The organism is Exiguobacterium sp. s57 (genome assembly GCF_018617685.1).
GTDB classification, from domain to species: Bacteria; Bacillota; Bacilli; order Exiguobacteriales; family Exiguobacteriaceae; genus Exiguobacterium; species Exiguobacterium marinum.
In genome coordinates this window covers 189,261-206,867 of the sequence record NZ_JACSKR010000005.1, presented here as the reverse complement: position 1 = coordinate 206,867, position 17,607 = coordinate 189,261, and the positions used below count along the sequence as shown (strand labels likewise).

Genomic DNA, 17,607 nt, shown 5'->3' with positions numbered 1-17,607 from the left:
TGAGCCAGGATCAAACTCTCCAAAGAATTTGATATAGCTCTTAAATTGACGAAGCTTGCGCTTCATTCAAAAATTGTAAAACTTTTTTTGCCTCATCGTTCAGTTTTCAAAGTTCGTCTGCCGCTCTTGGCGACTTCATTAATCTATCACGTTTCGATTGTTTTCGTCAACAACTTTTTCACAAATTGTTTTTCTGAAATAATCTTTTGCCGTGACAACGTTTATAACTATAATCTCTATTTACCACTTCGTCAATACAAAAAACAATAAAATTTAAAAAAGATTTACTTCCCGTCAACATGACAAAAAGTAAACTCTCTGCTTTGTATTAATCGAGACGGACATAGCCCGTCTTTTCAACCAACGTTTGTCCATCCTCGCTTTCGAGCCATTCTAAAAAATCTTCATATTGCTCTGCCTTCTCTTCCGTAGTCACCGCATAAAATTCAGAAGTCAGTGGATACGATCCATCCTGAATCGTTTCAACGGTCGGTTCGATTCCTTCTATACGAAGTAACTTGATTTTATGGTCACGCACCATTTCTGTCGCATAGTATCGGAATGAGAATCCAATCGCATTTTTATGGTTTCGATAAGATGAGGTTTGTTGGATGATTCCGCCCATCCCTTCAGGCACATCTTCTACCGGTGCTTCCATGAGCTTCTGTTCGCCCATCATCTTTTGTAACGCTGTTTGACTGCCGCTATCCTCCGGTCGTTGGAAAGCTCGAACGGCTTCCGAGTTGCCGCCGACCTCTTCCCAATTCCTTATGTCTCCCGAATAGATTCCACGAACCTGTTCCATCGTCAAAGACTCGACTGGGTTATCTTCATGAACGAAGAAAACAAATGCTTCTCTACCGATCGGTGTCATATGTAGAGAGACGTCTTTTTGTTCCGCTGCCTGCAACTGACGGTCAGATGGACCCGCGACGAAAATCACGTCAGTCTGATTGTTCATTAGTCGACTGTATGCTTCCGGCGTTGTCGTCGATACGACTTTACTCGTTTGATCATTATACGGATCATACGCCTCCGAATTTGGATACACCGCTTCCACGAACGAGGCATACATCGGATAGAGCGCTGTTGCCCCGTCTAATCGCGGCAACCCTTCTTCAAATTCAACCGTGGCCTCATGATCGAGCTTCGCGAGTTGTCCTGAATTCGTAAAGGGCTGATAGTCCATCAACTCCACACCGCGTTCTTCAATCTTCAAGCTATCTTGATACATATAGTATCCTTTCACAGAAGCGAAGAGAACGACACCGGCCAACGCTCCCCAGCCGAGGACTTTCCGAATCTTCTGTTTTGAAAAGGACGAGAAATCATAGAGTCCCATACATACGATGAGCAGAACGGCTATATACCATACCGTCCAAATAATCGGTCGCCCTAGTGTAATCGGATCTCCCATCGTAAAAAGGGCGACAAAGATGGAAATCACAATCGTGACAAATAAAATAAAGATGGTCCCAATGCTAAACTTCAATAGTTTCATACGACTGATTTTCTCCTCTTCGTTTCCAGGAAGGGATCGTCAGGCAATCTCATAGAGGACCGCTTCTACCCCGACTCCTTTTGTCGGTCTCGTGACCGTGCGAACATATCCTTTTTTCACTAAAAAGCCAACGATGCTCCCGAGGTCGACACGGAGCTCATTCAAATTCGGATGTTCCATTAACTCTGAGAATGTCCACGCCCCGTCTTTCTCCTGCATCGTCTGAAGTAACAACAACGTCCCAGGTAGCACCTTCGATTGAATCAAATGCTCCATACCAATGACGACGAGGTGGATGCGCTGTTCAAGCGACTCTTGTCCTCCGACCAATTCCTCATGCAGTTTATAGATTTCAAGGTCGATGGCTCGTACCTGTTCCCACAACACGATTTCCGGATGAATTCCCGCCTCAAGAATTGAGAGGCGTGCCAGGTGAGTGAGCGCATGATGAATCTGTGTGAAGGCGTCTTGGAACTCTCCTTCTAAAAATAAATATCGTCCGTCTTCGAACCGGCGCAACAATTTCGCGAAAGAAAGCGAGAGTTGCAAACGCTGTTCCCGATTCGTTAAATTGCGGTTGCGTTGTCGCAACTCCAAGATGTATTCATTCCGCTCAAACAAGACGATCCCGTCTTCAACCCAATGAATGGCACGGCGGTTTTCATTTAAGACAATCCACCGATCCATCATCGAGTCACTGACTACGTGCAGAACAATTTTCTCCTGTCCGACTTGATAATGCTTCACCGTCCAAAACGGCTCCTGTTTCGCTTCAATCACAATGAGCAGTCGATCCAACTGATCTGTTAACGGATCACGTGCCCGCTTTTTCTTCACTTCAATAATTCCGAGCGTCGTTTTTAGTGCAGCATATTCTGTATAAATGGTGCGAGTCGCATATTCCATCGCCATCCGGACCCCTTCTCTCTCAATCGCAAGTTGACTATATATGACGATTGTCATTTTCGATACGAACCAAATTCGCCCTCTTTTCAAAAAACTCCTGCCGAAAAAGTGCAGGAACTTCTCACTCGTTTGAAGATGAGCTATGATAGAGACAGACTATTGGAGGGATTCGCTCATGAAAAAACGGGGGAACAAAATCAACCGCGCACGTAATATAGCACTACTCCTCATCTTTGGCGGAATCGGTGTCATGTATCTTGGACTTCTCGCGAAATCCATCACATGGCTTATGATCATTTTTATGCTACTTGGATTTATCATGGTACTCGCAAGCTCTGCCCTTTACTTTATCGTCGGTCTGGCCTCGACGAAAGCCATCATAGTGACTTGTCCGAATTGTGAAAAAGAAACGAAGATGCTCGGACGTGTCGATTTATGTATGCACTGTGACGAACCACTCACCATCGATCAGTCGCTCGAAGGTAAAGAGTTCGATGAGAAATACAACAAACGTCAGTCACAACAAACCGACTGACACAAAAAATCACATCCGAGCAATCGGATGTGATTTTTTAATGTGTTTGTGATTGTTCAGACTGACAAGACGGGCACGTTCCGTACACTTCAAGACGGTGACGATCGACTTTGAATCCCGTCAATTGAGAGGCAACAGACTCGATTTCATCTAATACAGGATAGTTAAAGTCGACGACTTTTCCACACGTGTCACAGATGATGTGATAGTGCTTCGACGTCACAAAGTCAAAACGACTCGAGGCGTCCCCATAGTTCATCTCTTGAACGAGACCTACTTCTTTAAATACGCGCAAGTTGTTGTATACAGTGGCCACACTCATATTCGGAAACCGTGCGGCAAGTGCCTTATAAATGTCATCCGCTGTCGGGTGACTGTGCTCCGTGACGAGGTACTCCAAAATGGCCTGGCGCTGAGGCGTCATTCTGACTCCATGTTCCCGGAGCGACTGAACAGCATGGTCAAGCATTTCGCTTCCCACGTCAATCCCTCATTTCTTCTATAAAATTCATGCGAAATAGTTTTGAACATTAACTTATTTCTTACATAGTAATCTTTATAAATAGTGTACTGATTTCTCAACAGCTCGTCAAACACCGAGCTTAAGCGGTTGACGGCTATGTTACAATAAGTGCGAATTTGAATAAGGAGGCAATACATATGACTACTTCATCAAATCGTCAGTCATCCGATGCATTATACCAAGATGCACTCACTCACATCGTCGGAGGTGTCAACAGTCCATCCCGCTCGTTCAAAGCGGTCGGTGGCGGCGCTCCTGTTTATATGGAACGCGGCGAAGGCGCCTATTTCTATGATGTAGACGGGAATCGCTACATCGATTATTTGGCTGCCTATGGTCCAATCATTACCGGGCACGCCCATCCACACATTCATGAAGCGCTCGTCAACGCTTCTTTGAAAGGCTTACTTTACGGGACACCTCATCCTCTCGAAGTCGAGTTTGCGAAAAAATTAAAACAAGCCATTCCTTCGATGGATAAAATACGATTCACGAACTCCGGAACGGAAGCCGTCATGACGACGGTCCGAGTCGCCCGTGCTTACACTGGTCGTGAACTCGTCGTGAAATTTAGCGGTTGTTACCACGGACACTCGGATCTCATGCTGATCGCGGCAGGTAGTGGTCCAGCGACCCTCGGTTCTCCTGACTCTGCAGGTGTGACGAAAGCCACTGCTAAAGAAGTCATCACCGTCCCGTTCAATGACATCGATGCGTATCGGACGATGATGAAAGAATGGGGAGACCAGATTGCTTGCGTCCTCGTCGAACCGATTGTCGGGAACTTCGGAATCGTTGAGCCAAAACCTGGCTTCCTCCAAGCTGTCAATGACATTACGCATGAACACGGTGCCCTCGTCATCTATGATGAGGTCATCACGGCGTTCCGCTTCACGTACGGAAGTGCCCAACAAGTATATGGCATCGAACCGGATATGACGGCGCTCGGTAAGATTATCGGTGGTGGTCTACCAATCGGTGCCTACGGCGGGAAAGCTGAAATCATGGAGACGGTCGCTCCACTCGGACCTGCATATCAAGCCGGTACGATGGCCGGGAACCCAGCCTCGATGGCGACAGGAATCGCTTGCCTTGAAGTACTCGAACAACCTGGTGTTTATGAGAAGTTAGATGCACTCGGCGCAAAACTGGAGGCCGGAATCCGTGAGGCGGCAGAAAAACATGCCGTCACCATCACAATCAACCGTTTAAAAGGTGCCCTTACCGTTTACTTCACGGATGAAATCGTCACCGATTATGAAGGTGCGGAAAAGTCAGACGGTGAGAAGTTCGGACGCTTCTTCAAGTTGATGCTCGAGAACGGTGTGAACTTGGCTCCATCGAAATATGAAGCCTGGTTCTTGACGACGGAGCATACGGAACAAGATATCGAAGAGACAATCGAAGCGGTCCACCGCTCGTTTGCTCAACTGTAAGAATGAGATGCGCGAGCATCTCATTTTTATTACCTAAATATGAGTGGGTATATCTTGATCTTCGGTGCACTCGGTGCATACTTGTATTATGTCTCGCTCTATAAGATGCAACCTGCTCCTCAACTTGCTGCTTGACGTTTAACAGGACGACAAAACGGTAAAACAGTACGATGAAGGAGGCGAAGTACTTGCCTGCGCTTGTTTTATTTGATGGCGATTGTAACTTCTGTGATGCCAGTGTCCAGTTCATCATTCGTCACGACCGACACGCCTCGATTCACTTTGCATCGCTTCAAAGCGAGGTCGGTCAGTCGTTTCGAACACGACACCGGATTCCGGAATCAGTCGACAGTATCGTCTATATTGAAGAGGGAGTTCCCTATTTAAAATCAGACGCTGCGATTCGAATTGCCGAACACCTTGATGGCCGTTGGCGCCTGCTTCGACTTATTCGTTTCATACCTAGACCGATTCGTGATCATGGATATACATTCTTCGCCAAATATCGGACACGTCTATTTGGAAAAAAGGAAGTGTGCACACTCCCTTCACCGGATGTTCGTAAACGATTTTTAGACCGCTAAAAAGTCGAGCCCATAAGGACTCGACTTTTTTATCATTCAACTACGGCTAAATCTTGAATCATATACAGGTCGTAATACGCCCCTCGGCGACGCATCAGTTCTTCATGCGTTCCCGACTCCATGATTTGACCGTTATCGACAACAACGATTTGATCCGCGTCCGTAATCGTTGACAAGCGGTGGGCAACGATTAACGTCGTACGCCCCTTCGTCAGACGGGCAAGCGAATCTTGAATCATCGCTTCACTTTCTAGGTCGAGTGCACTTGTCGCCTCATCTAGAATCAAAATAGGAGGGTTCTTTAAAAACACACGGGCAATCGCAAGCCGCTGTTTTTGTCCCCCGGAGAGTTTGACACCTTTCTCCCCGACCGGTGTCGCATATCCCCCCTCGAGTTTCGAGATGAATTCATGGGCGTTAGCCGCCTTCGCCGCTGCGATGACTTCTTCGTCCGTCGCATTCGGATTCCCCATGCGGATGTTCATCGCGACCGATTCACTGAAGAGGACGGAGTCTTGCATGACCATTCCGATTTGATCACGGAGCGCACGCAATTTGAAATCACGCACATCGACCCCATCGATTTTAATGCTTCCATCCGTCACGTCATAAAAACGTGGAATCAAGCTGACGAGTGTCGACTTCCCTCCACCGGACATCCCGACAAACGCCACGCGTTCCCCGGAACGAATCTGGAGGTTCACATCATTCAACGCCCGTGTCCCGTCCTGCTCATACGAAAAGCTGACGTGGTCAAGGTCAATTTTACCTGCTGTCGACAACGGGACGAACCCGTTCGGTTTCTCTTCGATATCATACGTTTCATCTAAAAATTCAAAAACCCGGTCCATCGACGCGACCGATTGCGTGAGTGTCGTCGCCGAATTGACGAGACGACCGAGCGGTGCATACAGACGGTCAATATAAGCAATGAACGCGACGAGCGTTCCAAGCGTTACCGGCCCTTGAAGGACAAGCCATGATGCCGTCGTAAAGATGAGAATCGGCGCGATGTCGGTGATGGTCGACACGACGACATACGTCTTGGCGTTCCAACTCGTATGTTTAAGCGCCGCATTCAAGAAGCCGCCGTTCTGTTGTTCGAACGCCTTGTTCTCATATGGCTCTAACGCAAAACTCCGGATAACGGCCATTCCGTTCACGCGCTCTGTCAAATGACCTTGAAGATCAGCGAGTGCCGCCGACCGCTCACGCGTCAAACGACGCAACCGTCCATAGAAATAGCGGACTGCGATCGCATAAAACGGAAGTGGTAAAATCGCAATCAGTGTGAGTTGTGGGTCAATCGTATACATGATCCCAATGGCAATGAGGATGGTGACCATGTCGAGCCAAATATTCATCAGGCCGGTGATGACGAAGTCCTTTGTCTGTTCGACGTCGTTGATGATCCGTGAAATGATTTGACCGGTCTTATTGTTTGAATAAAAGCGGAGCGACAACTTTTGGACGTGGTCAAATAACCGGTTCCGGACATCGAACAAGACACGCGTCGCGGCCCACTGCGCCAAATATTGACGCAAATATTCAATTGGCGGCTTGACGACGAGGAAGACGAAGAAAACGATGCTGAACAACCAGACGAGCGTCGTATAATCCTGTTTCGGTGCGTCGTCCACCAAATAGTTATCGATGACATATTTATAAAGTAACGGTAATCCGAGCGGGATAGAAAACTTCAAAATCCCGACGAAAATGGTAAGGGCAATTTGTTTTTTATAAGGCTTAACAAATTGCATATAACGTTTAATACTACCCATAATGCCTCCTGACTTAAGAAAAAAAGCGGAGATGAGGAATCATCTCCGGTAACGTGCTTCGTATTCGCGATACCATTCATCGACAAATGTTGGGTTGAACGGCCCTTTCCGTCCTCGAATCCAGTTGATCAGTTCTTGCACGTTCTGCTTCAAGATTCGATCAATCGCTTTCGGATAATTCATCTCACGACGATGCCGCTCATATTCATCTTCATCTAAAATCGTATACGACATATCCGGGAACACCTTGATGTCCAAATCGTAATCGATGTATTTGATGGCACGTTCATCCCCATCAAATGTAGTCGGCGAACCTAGATTACAATAGTAGTAAATCCCGTCTTCGCGAATCATACAGATGACATTGAACCAATACTCAGATGAAAAGTAGCAAATTGCCGGCTCTCGCGTTCTCCATTGCCGACCGTCTGACTCACTGACCATGATGCGGTCATTGAATCCAATCATATCCGTTTTTGACGACTGAAGGACGAGCGTTTCTTCCCAAACGCGATGCAAAGTTCCGTTGTGCTTGTAGCTCTGTATCTCGATTTTGCTACCTGCTTTGGGAAATAAGCTCATAAGCTCCTCCTTTCCGCTGTGATGCTATACAATTCTCATATTTAATTATAGCGACTTTCAGAACCAATGAAAAAGGAAATCTCTTATTTTCATGAATTTAGTGTTTTTCGGAAGGCCCGTGCCCGTTCTTGAAACATCGGACGAAGCACAAAATATTCAACGAGTAGGTTCGGAACATAGCTATCAAATGTCACTTCGTCTACCATTACCGCCTTTCCTTGTCGTTCTTCAACCCGATGCACGTGTGTGAATCGTTTGAACGGAAACGGTAACGTCTTCCCTTGATCGCAGAATGCCTGTTTTCCTGCAATGGTAATGGTACTGTTCCACGGCAATTCTACCGGTCCAACTCCAATCAATAATTTTATCTCATTCCCCTCGACCGAGGCGCCATCCCCAACCAAACGTACTTTAGGAAACCGCGTCAATTTCGTCAAAAGCGAAGCATCCTGCAACAATTCCCATAAAGTATCGACCGTTGTATCGTATGTCGACGCTACATCAAATCGTCTCACGTTCACCACCTGCCAATCGCTCTAATTTTTGTTGGGCCACAGAAACCGTCTTCGTCTCACGCTCCGAAGCGTCTAACCAGACGACATTATCGGTCGGAAGCGTATCGACTCGATATAAATCGATATACCAGACGATATGGGAGAAGACATGTTTCACTTGCCCGAGGTACGTTCCGTTAACCTGTTCCCCCGTTCCCCGTTCTGTAAGCGGGTATTGCCACATCCCAGCGAGAAGTCCTTTTTTTGGTCGCTGTACATAGGCGACTTTCCCTTTTTTCTCAATCCAAAGCGCATCATACATTTCGACACGTGCCGCCCCTTTTTTTGTTTTGACCGGTAACTCATCTTGGACGTTATGAGCGAAAGCATAACATGTTTCCTGGACCGGACAGAGCGAACACATTGGATTCTTCGGGGTACATACCGTAGCACCTAGCTCCATCACGCCTTCATTAAAATCGGATGCGTGAGCCGGATCCATCAATCGACGAACGACTTGTTCAAAGATTTTACGTGTCTTCGGTAACGCGATATCGTCATAGATCCCGAATTGACGAGACATCACGCGCATGACGTTTCCGTCCACAGCCGGTTCCGGTTGATTGTACGCAATCGACAACACCGCTCCCGTCGTATAAGGACCGACTCCTTTTAATTTCTCGAAACGTTCTTTCTCTTCAGGCACAACCCCATCGTAAACAGAAGCGACTTCCTTGACCGCCTCATGTAAATTCCGGATGCGCGAGTAATAACCGAGTCCTTCCCAGTACTTCACGACTTCGTCTGTCTCTGCGGCGGCAAGTGTCTCAAGCGTCGGGAAACGCTCCATAAAGCGATTGTAGTACGGAATGACCGTATCGACCCGTGTCTGTTGCAACATCACTTCACTCACCCAAACGCGATAGGGATTTTTCGCATGTCGCCAAGGTAAATCACGCTTTTCACGATTGAACCAGGTGACCAATTCCTCATTGAATTGATGAATATTATAATTTGTGAACAATTTATCAAGATTAAGCATTGTGTTTCCCCTCGTTTTAAAAATATTGTATGATAAATAAGAATAGATGACGTTATTATTGTATTTATTGATGGAGGTGCTGAAGCACATTGGATACTGCGACACACATTGGTATGGGACTTGGTTTAAGTGCCATCGCGACACTCAGCCCGGAAGTGTCAGGTGATGCACAAATGTTTCTGGCCATGACAGCGACGGCTCTCGTCGGCTCGCATGCACCAGACTTCGACACCGTCTTTAAGTTAAAAGGAAATAGTACGTATTTACGCCAACATCGTGGTCGTTCACACGGAATAACCGCACTTCTTGCTTGGCCAATCATTGTCAGTGCCGTCATCGGGACGGTCCTTGGTGTCAATCCCGCTTCCCTATGGGTAATGGCACAAATTGCCGTGTTGCTACATGTCACGGTCGACTTGTTCAACGCTTACGGAACGCAAGCGCTGCAGCCATTTTCAAAAAAGTGGATTGGTTGGGGCGTCATCGGAACGTTCGATCCGTACTTGTTCTCTGCTTATTATGGTGCATATGCATTATGGATGATAACCGGTGCGACTGTCCCTATTTTTGCATTGCTCATTGCACTTGTCATCAGTTACTATGCAATTCAGTTTAAATTGCGTAACCGTGCGCTCGCTACAGTAGCAAGACACTTTGCTGGTGCACACGAATTATTCATCTCGCCAGGAATCGGTTGGGATGACTGGCATGTCGCCGTGCGTTTCCGTGACGGTCTCGGAGCTGTCAAAGTAAAGAAAGGGAAAGTCATCGAGTGTGGTCGCTTTCGCGATAAACCGATGCCAGGGGAAGAAGACCTTCATTTCGTCGAGGCTCGAAAAAATGCAGATTTGCAGGCGTTCCTCGAATTTTCTAAAATTCATACGTACACTGTGACACGCCATAACGGAATGATTGAATACCGTTTCACGAACTTACGGTATTTCTCGAAAAATATGTATCCGTTCGTTGCTGCCGTCATCGTAGACGAGCAGTCGAATGAGGTCTTGTCTTCATTCACTGGATGGGTATTCAGCGAAGACAGTCTCCAGAAAAAATTAGTATATGAACAATAAAAAGTCGCTCAGGTGAGCGACTTTTCTTATGCCTCAACTTCAGTGAACTGAAGCTCGAACTCAAATTTGACTTTCTTGTCGACGAGGACGCCGCCCGCCTCAAGCGCTTGGTTCCACGTCAATCCATAGTCCTCACGGTTGAGCGAACCTTCACCGGAGAAAGCGTGCTTCATGTTGCCCCACGGATCTTTTGCGCTTCCTTCATACTCCACTTCAAACGTTTCTTCCCTCGTCGTTCCTCGAATCGTCAAATCCCCTGTCAATTCGAATTCTCCGCCCCCTTTTGAACGGAAAGAAGTCGAATGAAAGACGAGATGCGGATGCTCCTCGGCGTTGAAAAAATCGCCTGAACGGAGGTGGTTATCCCGATCCGTGTTGTTGGTGTCGATCGATGCTGCCTGAATCGTCACCTTCACACTCGCATTCGCTAGATCGTTCGGCTCACCATTTGCCTTAATATCAAATTCTTTGAACTCGCCCTTCACTTTTGAAATCATCATATGTTTGACAGTAAATGTGATTGAACTATGCGCCGGGTCAACTTGATATGTCTTAGCCATCTTAGTTCACTCCTTATAGGTAATTGAATGATGTACACAATGTACTGATTACCACAAATCTTGACTTCAAAACATTTTTACAAAATATTGACAAATTATTGTCGAAAAATTTTGACTTTTATCACAACGGACCGTTACGATAAAAAAAGGGAGTCGTTCGCTTACTTAAAAATGTAAGCGCATACATAACTCCTCTATCTCATATGAAAAGGGAGGAACGAACATGATTTATGAAGTACCGAACTCAGCAGGAACAAAAGTACAGTTTAAGGACCGTTACGACAACTTTATTAACGGAAAGTGGACCGCACCGGCTGGTGGGGAATACTTTGAAAACACATCTCCTGTAAATGGGAAAGTACTATGTGAAGTCGCCCGCTCAACGAAAGAGGATGTTGAACTCGCATTGGACGCTGCGCATGCAGCAAAAGACGATTGGGGCAAAACGTCCGTCGCGGAACGTTCTGTCATCTTAAATAAAATCGCCGATCGCATGGAAGAGAATCTCGAGATGCTCGCGTATGCAGAAACGTGGGAGAACGGTAAAGCAGTACGAGAAACACTTAATGCCGACCTTCCTCTCGCGATCGACCACTTCCGTTACTTCGCCGGTGTGATTCGTTCACAAGAAGGCGGAATCAGTGAACTCGACAACGATACAGTCGCTTATCACTTCCATGAGCCGCTCGGCGTTGTCGCTCAAATCATTCCGTGGAACTTCCCGATTTTAATGGCTGTCTGGAAACTCGCTCCGGCGCTCGCAGCCGGAAACTGTGTCGTGTTAAAACCAGCCGAACAAACACCTTCTTCCATCATGGTCCTCATGGAACTCATTGAAGACTTATTACCACCAGGCGTCCTCAACATCATCAACGGTTTCGGACTCGAAGCAGGGAAACCACTCGCATCGAGCAATCGTATCGATAAAGTCGCCTTTACGGGAGAAACGACGACGGGTCGCCTCATCATGCAATACGCTTCTCAAAACATCATCCCCGTCACACTCGAGCTCGGTGGGAAGTCTCCGAACATCTTCTTCGCGGATATCATGGAAGCGGATGATGATTTCTTTGATAAAGCGATCGAAGGTCTCGTCATGTTCGCGTTGAACCAAGGGGAAGTATGTACGTGCCCATCCCGCGCGTTGATTCAAGAATCCATCTATGACAAATTCATGGAGCGTGTGCTAGAGCGCGTCAAAGCGATCAAACTCGGGAACCCGCTCGATTCTGACGTCATGATGGGTGCACAAGCTTCGAACGAACAAATGGAGAAAATCCTCTCTTATCTTGAAATCGGGAAAGAGGAAGGCGCAGAGTGCTTAATCGGTGGCGAACGTAACATGATGGACGGAGACCTCGCGGATGGGTATTACATTCAACCGACCATCTTCAAAGGTCATAACAAGATGCGCATCTTCCAAGAAGAGATTTTCGGACCGGTCTTATCGGTGACGACGTTCAAAGATGATGCGGAAGCACTCGCTATCGCGAACGATACGCTCTACGGTCTTGGGGCAGGCGTGTGGACACGTGACATGAACCGTGCCTATCGCTTTGGTCGTGAAATCCAAGCAGGTCGCGTCTGGATCAACTGCTACCATTCATATCCGGCACACGCTGCGTTCGGCGGCTATAAAATGTCTGGGATTGGACGCGAGAACCATAAGATGATGCTCGGTCATTATCAACGGACGAAAAACATGCTCGTCAGCTACAGCGAACAGAAGCTCGGGTTCTTCTAAGATGGTGAAACGAGTCGAGGCCACCCCCGCCGCGCTCGAACTGATCGAACGCCTGAAATCGAAACACGGTCCCCTCCTCTTTCATCAGTCTGGAGGATGCTGTGACGGAAGTTCTCCCATGTGTTTCCCCCGTAACGAGTTCATGGTGGGCGACCAAGACGTTCTTCTCGGCGAAATCGGCGAGACACCGTTCTATATCCATGAGAAACAATACGATTATTGGAAACATACACAACTAATCATCGATGTGGTCGATGGTCGAGGCGGTATGTTCTCACTCGAAGGTGTCGAAGGGAAACGATTTTTAGGACGTTCTCGAGTCTTTACAGAAGAAGAGCGTAAAGCGCTAAAACAAAACACCCCGCGCTCACGATGAGCGCGGGGATGTTTCGTCATTTACTCTGCATTTTAAATCGTAAATACAATTCGTTATAGTAAGCGTTCATCCGCTTCCCTAGATTTTCATATACTTCGAGTTCTTGCGTCACTTCACGAGATGGGTAGAAACGTTCATCTGACGTCACTTCCTCATCCAAAAAGTCGAGAGCGGCATCGTTCGGAGTCGAATAGCCGACATAGTCCGTATTTCGTGCTGCAATCTCAGCATCTAACATGAAGTCGATGAACTCGTGCGCACCGTCCACGTTTTGTGCCGTACTTGGAATGACGAGGTTATCGAACCAAAGATTCGTGCCTTCTTCCGGAATGACATATGTCAGTTCTTCGTTCTCATACATGATTTCTGAGGCGTCACCGGACCAGACGACGGCCGCTGCCGCTTCACGGTTTGCCATCAACATTTTAATCTCATCTCCGACAATGGCTTTAATGTTTGGCCAAAGCGTTTCTAACTTTTGCTCCGCTTCAATCAACTCATCTTTGTTCGTCGTATTGAGCGAATAACCTAGCGAGTTCAAACCGAAGCCCATCACTTCTCGTGTTCCGTCCGCAAGGAGGATATCGTTCTCAAGCGGCATCTCCCACAAGTCGTTCCACGATGTGATTTCTCCGTCAACTAATTCAGGATTATAGACAATCCCGACCGTGCCCCAGAAGTAAGGGACCGAGTACTTGTTACCTGGGTCGAACGATTTATCGAGAAAGCGTGGATCGATGTTATCGAAATTCTCAAGCTTGTCGTAGTCGATTGGAAGGAGCAAATCCTCTTCAATCATCTTACTAATCGCATAGTCTGACGGTACGGCTACATCGAACGCCGTACCACCTTGCTCAATTTTCGTGAGCATCGCTTCGTTCGAGTCGAATGTTTGATAGACGACCTTCAACCCGCTCTGCTCTTCGAACTCCCCAATCAAATCCTCATCGATATAGTCTCCCCAGTTATAGACGACAAGCGTATTGTCGCCACCAAACCCTTGCGCAGCGTTCAGTTGCTGGATCCAAAGAAGAAGACCAAAGCTGACAACCAATGGCACAGCCAGCATGATGACTATTTTTTTCATCGTCTAACCTCCTTTGATCCTCGTTGCGACAACACATAATATCCAATGACAAGAATAAGGGTGAAGACGAACAAAATCGCAGACAGCGCATTGATTTCAAGCGAGATCCCTTGACGTGCCCGTGAGTAAACTTCTACCGCAAGTGTTGTAAATCCGTTCCCTGTTACGAAGAACGTGACCGCGAAGTCATCTAACGAATATGTGAGTGCCGTGAAGAATCCGGCAAATACCCCCGGCGTGATATACGGTAGAATGACTTTCGTCAACACGTCCCATGTACTGGCTCCTAGGTCACGTGACGCATCAATCAACGTCGGACTCATCTCTTGGAGTTTTGGTAACACTAAGATGACGACAATCGGAACTGAGAAGGCGATGTGCGACAAGAGGACGGAATAGAAGCCTAACTGAATCCCAAGCATCGTGAAGAGGATTAAGAATGATGCTCCAATGATGACGTCCGGGCTGACAATCAAGACGTTGTTCAAAGACAAGAGCGACGTCTTCGTATACTTTTGTTTCGCCGTATAAATGGCGAGGGCTCCTATCACACCGAGCACAGTTGAGATTGTCGCCGATAACAGCGCGATGACAATCGTGTTCAAGACGATGACGAGAAGTCTCGTATCGGTGAAGAGGGATTTGTACCATTCAAGTGTAAAGCCTTCGAAGTTACTCATCGTTCCGCCGCTATTGAACGAATAGAAGACGAGATATAAGATTGGCGCGTATAGAATAAAGAATACGGCCGCCAAGTACAGGTTTGATAATTTGAATCGTTTACGTTTCATCGACGGACCGCTCCTTTCGCACCCCAGTCACGCGTGATGACCATGACGAGAACCATCGCCAAGATCAAGAAGACGGCAATCGTTGATCCCATCCCCCAGTTTTGCGTAACAAGGAATTGTTGTTCAATCGCTGTACCGAGCGTGATGACACGGTTCCCTGCGATGAGGCGTGTGATCATGAAGAGTGACAACGCCGGAATAAAGACAATTTGAATCCCTGACTTGACGCCGTCAAGCGTCAGCGGGAAGATGACACGTCGGAACGTCGTCCAGTTCGATGCACCTAAGTCTCGTGATGCATAGACGAGAGAGGCTGGTAATTTTTCAATCGCGTTGTAGATCGGCAAAATCATGAACGGTATGAAAATGTATACGGAGACGAAGACGAAACTGAAGTCTGTAAAGAGAATCTGTTTCGTTCCAATCCCGATCGCCTCTAAAAACTGATTCGTGATGCCGTACGTTCCAAAAATACCGAGGAATGCGTACGCTTTTAATAACAAGTTAATCCATGATGGAAGCAAGATGAGCAAGAGCCAAAGCTGTTTGTGCTTTGTCTTCGTCAACAAGTATGCCGTCGGATATCCAACGAGTAGCGAGAAGAACGTAATGAGGAACGCATACCAAAACGACGACAACGTCATCGTCAAATACGTTGAGGTGAAGAACGTCTGATAGTTCTCTAAACTCAAGTTCCCATCGATATCAAAAAAGGAATAATAGACGACGAGGACGAGTGGTGCGATGACGAATAAGGCAATCCAAATCCAATACGTCGTCAAATATACCGTCTTTGCGGTCTGATTAGTTTGATTCATGAGGAACCTCCTCATAGGATTCGAGACGACGGTCAAACTCTTCTTCCGTCTCCCCTAATCGCATGACATGAATCGCTTCTTCGTCAAACGTCAACCCGATTTTTGATCCGACTGTCGACTTCTTCGTCGAGTGAACGAGCCATTCGTTCCCTTCTTCGTCATAACAGCAAATCTCATAGTGGACGCCTCGGAACAATTGTGAATCGACGTCGACGACAAGGTTTGCCGCTTCGACCGATGTCATCTCCAAGTCTTCAGGACGAATGATGACCTCGACTTTTTCATTGCGGTCAAATCCTTGGTCGACACAGTCAAATGTTTTACCAGCGAACGTGACGACGTTGTCTTCCGGCATGACACCAGGTACGATATTGGATTCTCCGATAAAGTCTGCGACGAAACGGTTAATCGGTTCGTCATAAATATCAGTCGGCGTCCCGCTCTGAACAATTTTACCGTTATTCATGACGAAAATCTCATCGGACATCGCGAGCGCCTCTTCTTGGTCGTGTGTGACGAAGATGAAGGTGATGCCAAGACGTTGTTGCAATTCACGCAATTCGTATTGCATTTCCGTCCGAAGTTTTAAATCTAAGGCAGATAGCGGTTCATCAAGTAGGATGACCTCTGGTTCGTTCACGATCGCGCGGGCGATAGCGACACGTTGACGTTGTCCCCCTGACATCTCATCGATTTCGCGCGAGCCGTATCCTTCTAAGTTAACAAACTTGAGAGCCTGCTCCACTTTCGCTTTAATGTCTGCTTCTTTCAACTTTTTAATGCGGAGACCAAACGCAACATTTTCAAATACGTTCAAATGAGGAAACAGCGCATAATCTTGAAACACGGTATTTACTTGTCGTTTGTTGGCCGGAACATCGTTGATTCGCTTCCCACTGAAATGAATATCTCCTTCGGTTGCATCCGTAAATCCTGCGATGAGACGTAAGATTGTCGTCTTCCCACATCCCGATGGACCGAGAAGCGTATAAAACCTTCCACGCTCAATTTCAAAACTGATATCTTCTAAGACGACTGTGTCGTCGTAACGCTTTGACACATGGTCAAAACGAATAATTGTCTCTGCATTCATGCTGTTTCCTCCTCTATTGACTTATAAATAAGAATGGGTCGCTACGATGAGACATTCACTCTCGCCATCATGGTCGTTGACGATCTGGTGTGAATCCGAGGCGACATAGTACATTGTTTCCCCTGCTTTAGCGAAATAAGTGTGATGACCTAACTTCAGCGCCACTCTACCGGACAAGACATAAACCAATGTCTCTGAACGTGAAGGTTCATATTGTTTGAATTCTCCATTTTTGCAAAACGTGACGAGAATCGGCTCCATCTCTTTCTCATTCGATTCGGGAATGAGCCACTCTGTCCGATATTTTCGCTCCTCATCTACATAAGTAGTTCGATCATCGACGGTGTAGACGACTTTTTGATTCAAGTCTTCATCGAAGAACTCTTTTGGAGAACTCCCGAGGACACTCAATAAATCAAATAACGTCTCTAACGAGGGAGAGCTTAAATCCCGTTCGATTTGAGAAATGTATCCTTTACTCAAATCCGTACGCTCCGCCAATTCTTCTTGGGTCAATCCTTTTTTAATTCGGAGCCGCTTAATGTTTTGACCTACTTCCAACGACTGAACGCCTCCTTCTAGTTTAGTAAAACATGAGTTCAACTAAAGAAAGTTTATCTATACTATACTTACAATCAAACTATTAGCGACCTTCATTATAACGAACTGAATGATAATTGC

The 17,607-nt window shown here is 46.8% G+C and carries 19 protein-coding genes; 6 read left to right on the top strand and 13 right to left on the bottom strand.

All coding sequences use genetic code 11. From position 1 onward, the window contains the following. Positions 1-328 precede the first annotated feature (328 nt). Positions 329-1,501, bottom strand: coding sequence for a PstS family phosphate ABC transporter substrate-binding protein (locus KNO98_RS12785; protein WP_214701187.1), 1,173 nt, complete (start codon positions 1,499-1,501; stop codon positions 329-331). Between the two features lie 39 nt (positions 1,502-1,540). After that, positions 1,541-2,497 (bottom strand): nucleotidyltransferase-like protein, encoded by a 957-nt coding sequence (locus tag KNO98_RS12780; protein ID WP_251129546.1) that lies wholly within the window; start codon positions 2,495-2,497, stop codon positions 1,541-1,543. 85 nt (positions 2,498-2,582) lie between these two features. On the opposite strand from KNO98_RS12780, the gene KNO98_RS12775 reads away from it, so the two are divergent. Further along, complete coding sequence (locus KNO98_RS12775) at positions 2,583-2,942, top strand: YgzB family protein (RefSeq protein WP_026826703.1); 360 nt, start codon at positions 2,583-2,585, stop codon at positions 2,940-2,942. A gap of 37 nt (positions 2,943-2,979) precedes the next feature. On the opposite strand, the gene perR is transcribed toward KNO98_RS12775, so the two are convergent. Further along, positions 2,980-3,411 (bottom strand): peroxide-responsive transcriptional repressor PerR, encoded by a 432-nt coding sequence (gene perR, locus KNO98_RS12770; protein ID WP_031421138.1) that lies wholly within the window; start codon positions 3,409-3,411, stop codon positions 2,980-2,982. Between the two features lie 191 nt (positions 3,412-3,602). Between perR and KNO98_RS12765 the strand changes: the two genes are divergently transcribed. After that, positions 3,603-4,901, top strand: a complete 1,299-nt coding sequence (locus tag KNO98_RS12765) for a glutamate-1-semialdehyde 2,1-aminomutase (protein ID WP_214701185.1) — start codon at positions 3,603-3,605, stop codon at positions 4,899-4,901. Positions 4,902-5,089: 188 nt separating this feature from the next. Then, positions 5,090-5,485, top strand: coding sequence for a thiol-disulfide oxidoreductase DCC family protein (locus tag KNO98_RS12760; RefSeq protein ID WP_214701183.1), 396 nt, complete (start codon positions 5,090-5,092; stop codon positions 5,483-5,485). A 32-nt stretch (positions 5,486-5,517) separates the two neighbouring features. Here KNO98_RS12760 and KNO98_RS12755 read toward each other — a convergent pair whose 3' ends face one another. The 4 genes from KNO98_RS12755 to mutY all read right to left on the bottom strand — a co-directional run bounded on the left by KNO98_RS12755 (position 5,518) and on the right by mutY (position 9,384). Next, entirely contained in the window at positions 5,518-7,266 is a 1,749-nt protein-coding gene (locus KNO98_RS12755; RefSeq protein WP_026826708.1) for an ABC transporter ATP-binding protein, read from the bottom strand. Between the two features lie 39 nt (positions 7,267-7,305). After that, a complete protein-coding gene (ntdP, locus tag KNO98_RS12750; RefSeq protein ID WP_015880896.1) occupies positions 7,306-7,848 on the bottom strand; it encodes a nucleoside tri-diphosphate phosphatase in 543 nt (180 codons plus the stop codon). Positions 7,849-7,937: 89 nt separating this feature from the next. Continuing rightward, positions 7,938-8,363, bottom strand: coding sequence for a hypothetical protein (locus KNO98_RS12745; RefSeq protein WP_026826709.1), 426 nt, complete (start codon positions 8,361-8,363; stop codon positions 7,938-7,940). Then, on the bottom strand, positions 8,350-9,384 hold the full coding sequence (gene mutY / locus KNO98_RS12740) for an A/G-specific adenine glycosylase (RefSeq protein ID WP_214701181.1): 1,035 nt from the start codon (positions 9,382-9,384) through the stop codon (positions 8,350-8,352). The genes KNO98_RS12745 and mutY overlap by 14 nt, the downstream gene beginning before the upstream one ends. Before the next feature lie 89 nt (positions 9,385-9,473). Between mutY and KNO98_RS12735 the strand changes: the two genes are divergently transcribed. After that, positions 9,474-10,457, top strand: a complete 984-nt coding sequence (locus KNO98_RS12735) for a metal-dependent hydrolase (protein WP_214701180.1) — start codon at positions 9,474-9,476, stop codon at positions 10,455-10,457. Positions 10,458-10,483: 26 nt separating this feature from the next. Here KNO98_RS12735 and KNO98_RS12730 read toward each other — a convergent pair whose 3' ends face one another. After that, a complete protein-coding gene (locus KNO98_RS12730) occupies positions 10,484-11,017 on the bottom strand; it encodes a YceI family protein (protein ID WP_214701178.1) in 534 nt (177 codons plus the stop codon). 223 nt (positions 11,018-11,240) lie between these two features. Between KNO98_RS12730 and adh the strand changes: the two genes are divergently transcribed. Both adh and KNO98_RS12720 read left to right on the top strand, forming a co-directional pair. After that, complete coding sequence (adh, locus tag KNO98_RS12725; protein ID WP_214701176.1) at positions 11,241-12,761, top strand: aldehyde dehydrogenase; 1,521 nt, start codon at positions 11,241-11,243, stop codon at positions 12,759-12,761. 1 nt (position 12,762) lies between these two features. Then, on the top strand, positions 12,763-13,137 hold the full coding sequence (locus tag KNO98_RS12720) for a DUF779 domain-containing protein (protein ID WP_214701175.1): 375 nt from the start codon (positions 12,763-12,765) through the stop codon (positions 13,135-13,137). A 16-nt stretch (positions 13,138-13,153) separates the two neighbouring features. Here the strand turns inward: KNO98_RS12720 and KNO98_RS12715 are convergent, their stop codons facing one another. From KNO98_RS12715 to KNO98_RS12695, 5 genes are read right to left on the bottom strand one after another with little or no spacing between them, the layout of a single operon-like run. Next, on the bottom strand, positions 13,154-14,224 hold the full coding sequence (locus KNO98_RS12715) for an ABC transporter substrate-binding protein (RefSeq protein ID WP_214701173.1): 1,071 nt from the start codon (positions 14,222-14,224) through the stop codon (positions 13,154-13,156). Continuing rightward, complete coding sequence (locus KNO98_RS12710; protein ID WP_026826716.1) at positions 14,221-15,015, bottom strand: ABC transporter permease; 795 nt, start codon at positions 15,013-15,015, stop codon at positions 14,221-14,223. The genes KNO98_RS12715 and KNO98_RS12710 overlap by 4 nt, the downstream gene beginning before the upstream one ends. After that, positions 15,012-15,833, bottom strand: coding sequence for an ABC transporter permease (locus tag KNO98_RS12705; protein WP_034771217.1), 822 nt, complete (start codon positions 15,831-15,833; stop codon positions 15,012-15,014). The genes KNO98_RS12710 and KNO98_RS12705 overlap by 4 nt, the downstream gene beginning before the upstream one ends. After that, positions 15,820-16,926, bottom strand: coding sequence for an ABC transporter ATP-binding protein (locus tag KNO98_RS12700; RefSeq protein WP_214701171.1), 1,107 nt, complete (start codon positions 16,924-16,926; stop codon positions 15,820-15,822). The genes KNO98_RS12705 and KNO98_RS12700 overlap by 14 nt, the downstream gene beginning before the upstream one ends. Positions 16,927-16,947: 21 nt before the next feature. After that, positions 16,948-17,487: a helix-turn-helix domain-containing protein gene (locus KNO98_RS12695; protein ID WP_026826719.1), complete on the bottom strand. Its 540-nt coding sequence runs from the start codon at positions 17,485-17,487 to the stop codon at positions 16,948-16,950. Positions 17,488-17,607 lie beyond the last annotated feature (120 nt).